The sequence below is a fragment of the uncultured Bifidobacterium sp. genome (genome assembly GCF_945269915.1).
GTDB lineage: Bacteria > Actinomycetota > Actinomycetes > Actinomycetales > Bifidobacteriaceae > Bombiscardovia > Bombiscardovia indica.
In genome coordinates this window covers 1-4947 of the sequence record NZ_CALYOY010000056.1, presented here as the reverse complement: position 1 = coordinate 4947, position 4947 = coordinate 1, and the positions used below count along the sequence as shown (strand labels likewise).

Annotated in this window: 3 protein-coding genes and 1 tRNA gene; all 4 read right to left on the bottom strand. The window is 64.4% G+C overall.

Annotated features, from left to right (window positions below; translation table 11 throughout):
• On the bottom strand, window positions 1-986 hold a 986-nt coding region (locus Q0K62_RS07745; protein ID WP_297317400.1), incomplete at its 3' end, for a G5 domain-containing protein.
• Window positions 987-1392: 406 nt separating this feature from the next.
• A tRNA-Thr gene (locus Q0K62_RS07740) sits at window positions 1393-1466 on the bottom strand.
• A 153-nt stretch (window positions 1467-1619) separates the two neighbouring features.
• Window positions 1620-2582, bottom strand: coding sequence for a thioredoxin domain-containing protein (locus Q0K62_RS07735; protein WP_297317399.1), 963 nt, complete (start codon window positions 2580-2582; stop codon window positions 1620-1622).
• A 65-nt stretch (window positions 2583-2647) separates the two neighbouring features.
• On the bottom strand, window positions 2648-4801 hold the full coding sequence (locus Q0K62_RS07730; RefSeq protein WP_297317398.1) for a serine/threonine-protein kinase: 2154 nt from the start codon (window positions 4799-4801) through the stop codon (window positions 2648-2650).
• Window positions 4802-4947: the final 146 nt, after the last annotated feature.

Genomic DNA, 4947 nt, shown 5'->3' with positions numbered 1-4947 from the left:
GTTGTCGGGTTGGAGGGTTTGTCGCCGTTGCCGGAGTCGCCCGATTTGGACTGGTTGGAATCCTGCTTGGATTCGTCACTGGCCTTGTCCTTGGATCCGTCCGCCTGCTTGCCTCGGTCCGACTGGGTCTCCTGCTTCTCGGGGCCGACAGCCACCACCTGGTCGATGGGGATGCTGACGGTCTCCTCCTTGACCACATTCTCGGATTCCGCCTGGCCATCCACGTAGGTGACCTGAACCGTTTCCTGCTTTTCCCCGTTGACGCCCTGCTGGCGAATCTCGGTCTGCCCGGGGGCCAGGTTCGGGTCGATCACCGTTCGCGACCCGAAGGGCAGGGGGATGCTCCGGGTCGTCTGCCCGTGGGTGACCCGCTTGACCCTGAGGACCGTGGCCTCCTGGTCCTTCTCGACCGAGACCCGGTCCTCCTTGCCCAGGACTATCCCCTTGGAGTCCAGGATGGATGCTGCCGGCAGCTTGCCATTGGGGGCCACGGAGCTCTTCCCGTCGGCGACAACCGTCACAGGACCCTTCTGGTTGATTACCAGACCTCCGGTGAGCTGGTTGTATACGTTCTTCACATCCACGGTGACCTTCATGGCGTTGCGCTGGTTGGCCTCGAAGAAGCCCAGCAGCTGGTCGACGCTGGTGGCCGTGGTCCAGAAGGGCACCTGCCGTCCCTGGATGTTGATTGTGGTCTGGTAGGCGGAGCGGACGGTGACCACGTCGTGGTTGTGCAGCTGCCCGTCGGAGGTCGATTCGACCAGGTCATGGGTCTTGACCTTGACCCCGGCCTGTCTGAGGAGGGCATCCACGCTGTAGGCGTAGGTGTTGACGGTCCGTGTCTGCCCGTTGACGCTCAGGGCCACGCTCTTGCGGGCCGTGAGACCGAAGGCGGCGATCACGGCCACGGTGATCAGGACGGCACTCAGGGCCACGCGTACCCGCCTCTGTACGATGAACCGTCGTGGTGTCCAGCGTCTGGCCATCAGGGCTCCTTTCACATTTGCAGACTCCAGGTGTATCCTGCATGGAATCTTAGCGGTTGAGGGTCCGATCTTGGGAACAGGGGCACCAGAGTCAGGTAAACATACACATTTCAAGGCGCCTGGAACAGCAAGAAGGCCGGTCGACATCATGGTCGACCGGCCTTCTCGGGTCACGCAGTTTCAAGGTGCGGACCTTACGAGTAGAGGACGGGAATGAAGGGGAATAGTCCCGTCCCCTATACGGAGCGGAGATGGTTGGGGAAAAACTCCGGTCCGTATCTTCGAAGGCATGGCCTTCGAAATGACTTACTCGAGGGAAGCTCTGTAGTTATCCGAAATCACTCTACCGTGACTTGTCGAAAAAGGAAACCCGACCGGGAAACCAATGCAATTCTGTCACGGAATGAGCCTCCTGTCAGATTCGAACTGACGACCTGCCGCTTACAAGGCGGCTGCTCTGACCAGCTGAGCTAAGGAGGCGGTCCTGCTTCAACAGACGCAAGCCGCAATACAAATGGATATCCTAGCACCACCCGTGACCGGATTGGAGTGCTCTCTGCGCGAACAGGCAACCGCCATGGGTGGGGCCCGGTTCTGGCGGGGCACAGCCAATAGGTATCGCCTGGTGATCCCTTACAGGGCCAGGGGGCTGCCCTTGGCTCCGATCGAGGGCATGGTTCCCTGTCGGCCCACCTGGTCGGGGTCGAGGCCGATGGCCTTGAGCAGCCCGGCCTTATAGTCCAGCCTGGCCGTGGAGAGCTTGTCCAGGTCCCAGAAGGTTCCGTTGATGCGAACGGTCGGTGTGGACATCTGCCCCTTGTTCTGCCCCGAGGTGTGCCAGAGTTCCTTGCGGGTGGGGGTGTACTCGTTCAGCGCACTCAGCCAGGCCTTGTACTGACCCTTGAGGGCGCGATCGGCCATGGCGGGGCTGATGCCGGCCTTGATGGCCTGCTGGCGAATCCGCTGGTCGCTGACCGGCTTGTAGTTCTCCTCGTCGGGTTGGAAGTCCTTCTCATAAAGGCTGGCCACGAAGGGGAGGAAGTGGTCAGGGTCGTTCTGGGCTATGTAGACGGCGGCAGAGCCCGCACGGGCGGAGTACTGGTCGGTGGTGAGGCGGTCCATGAAGGACATCGGGTACAGGACCAGGTTGATCTGCCCCGCCTTGACCATGGGGGTCAGGGTGGAGTCCAATCCCCGGTGCAGGGCACCGCATCCCGGGCACATGAAGTCCATGTAGATCTCCATGGTGGGGGCCTTTTCGACCGATTTGCCCACGCCCGCCCCGCTGACCAGGATGCCTCCCTTGTCATTGGCGACCGAGGGCTTCACCTTGACCTTCTGGACGGCCTCGTAGGTGTTCTCCTTCCTGACCGGCCTGTGACTGTTCCAATAGATGAATCCGCCCGCGGCGATCAGGGCCACCACCACGACGGTGACGATGATGCCGATCAGGGTCTGCTGTTTGCGTTCCCTGGCCGCCTCCTGCTGGCGGGCCTCCTCCTCGGCCTGGAGCCTGGCCTTGCGGTTCTGCCGCTGTCTGGTCTGGATGGCCTGACGGCCCGACTCGGCATCCTTGGCCTTGCTGCCCTTGGACATGTCACGGGTCCTTTCACTTGGATACTGAGCACAGTCTAGTAGCAGTCCATGAGGTGATAGACGGGCTATGGGTAAAGAATCGGTATGGGTGACCAGTCCAAGGAGGTGTGCAGGGCGATCAGGATCATGATGACAGCCAGGACGAGCAACCAGACCAGTACCATGATCCAGGCCCGACCGTGGCCCATGGGCTTGGAGATGGCGGATCCGGTCCCAGGCTGACCCTGGCAGGCCTGTGGATCGGTGGCCGGGAGGGTGGCGCGGTCAACAGCGCCCAGGGGGAGCCAGCCCGCGGCCAGTCTGACCGTATGGGACCAGCCGGTTGCCTTGGTCGATCCCCGCCCTGTCTCCCCTGTCAGCATGGCCAGGAGCCAACCCACCAGGGTCGCCAGGCCCAGGGTCAACCCCGCCAGGGAGAGGGGGGCCCCGGCCGGGAGGGGGAAACGCAGGAGGCGGCCGCCCGGGTTCACATACCCGGATACCGTTGATTGGCCGCCCAGCCAGGTGGCCAGGGCCCCGATCACCAGGACCACCAGAGCCATGCCGAAGATTCGTGGCAGACTGAGCAGGAGGGCCTTGAGCAGGTGCCACGGCAGGGCGGCCACGTTCAGGGCATTGTCATGCCCCTTGCGCTGGCCCCCACGTTTGAGTTCGCGGTTGATCTGCCCCTGCAGGCTCAGACCTGCCGTACCGAGGAACCACATCAGAATCCAGGCCAGGGCCAGTGCCGAAACCGGAGCCAGGACCGCCAGCAGGGCCGGAATGAAGCCAATCATAATCAGGGTCGCGGTGCCGGCATGGAGGTATCGGGTCTGGCGGATCAGGGCCGGGGTGTCCTGGCCCCGGGGCTCATCGCCCAGCCAATGATCGGTGTCCCCAGGGGGGAGGGGGCTGGCGACCGGCAGGGGCGGGCCCTGGTAGCTGGTGGCCTGGTCATCCTCCGCATCGGACTGGGGCTGGCGTTCATCCCAGGTTTCCTGGGGGAAGGCCCTGGTCGCGGGCACTTCGGCGCCATCAAGCCTGGTGGTTTCCTCCGGGTCGCTCCCGTCCGGGGCATCCTGGCCGGTTGCCCCTCCCCCTCTGGTCGACCAGGCCACACGGGGATTACCCTGGGCGGCAGGCCCGGCCGTGCCCCCGACCGGGATCAGGGGCAGGGTTTCAGGCTCGGCCACCTGCCTGGCCGGTTCCACGACCCGGGTCGGAACCCCCTGATCCAGGCCATCACTTGAAGAGCCTGCGCCAAAAGGGCGCATCCCCTCCTTCCGGCTGCTCCGGCCCGGGTCGGGTTGGCCCTCTTCCGTCCGATGTCGATCGGGCTGGTCGTCGGGGTCGGTACCTGCTCCGGTTCCGGCACCCGGTTCGGGGCCCAAGGCGTCCCTGGTGATGGCACCCAGGAGGTCTTCCGGGCTGCATCGGGAGTCCCGGTTGGGTGAAAGGGCGGACCTGAAGGCTTTCATGGTGTCGAGGGGCAGGCCCGACAGGTCGGCGTTGCCCGAGGCCTCACGCTCCAGGACGGCCATCATGGGCTTGCTGCCGAATACTGGCCTGCCGGTGGCCGCAAAGGCCAGGACCGCCGCCGTGCTCCACCAGTCCGTTTCCTGATCGGAGTCCGCCCCGTCGATGATTTCGGGGGCGATGAAGCCGGGGGTTCCCATGACCAGACCGGTCCGGGTCACATGGCTCTCCCCCTGCCCCATGGCGATGCCGAAGTCCACCAGGACCGGTCCGGAGGCTGAAATCATCACATTGGTGGGCTTGATGTCGCGGTGGACGATGCCCGCACCGTGAACGGCCCGGACGGCATCGATCAACTTGCTGGTCAGTCGTTCCAGGTCATCGCCCGTGTAGCGTCCATTGACCGCCACGTCGTCACGGAGGTTCCGTCCCTCGATCAGTTCGGTCACGATGAAGGCCAGGGCGTCGTCAAGTTCCATGTCGACTATCTGGCAGACCCCGGGGTGGTCGATGCGCTTCAGGGCCAGGGCCTCCCGGCGCAGGCGCTCGCGGGCGGAGGCACGGTCACGGGCCTCGGGACTGTCGGGCTGGTCCTGGTCGTCCTCGGCCAGGGACTCCCGCAGGATCTTCATGGCGTAGTCCTGACCTCCGTCATCCCGGGCACGCCAGACGGACCCCATGGCACCGCCGCCCAGGGGCTCGATCAGGGTGTACCCGCCCACCAGCCGACCTGGTTCCAGATTCAGTCCCTCAAGATCACTCATACCTCTATTGTGCCCCGTCTCATTGAAAAGGGTCCGATTGTCCGAAGGCCCTTGGTCTGTCCGTCGGCTTGGATGGGGAAGCGGGTATAACGGTGGCGGTGTGGTGTGGGGTGGAGGCGGCCCGCCGTGGGGTGTGTTGGTGGCGG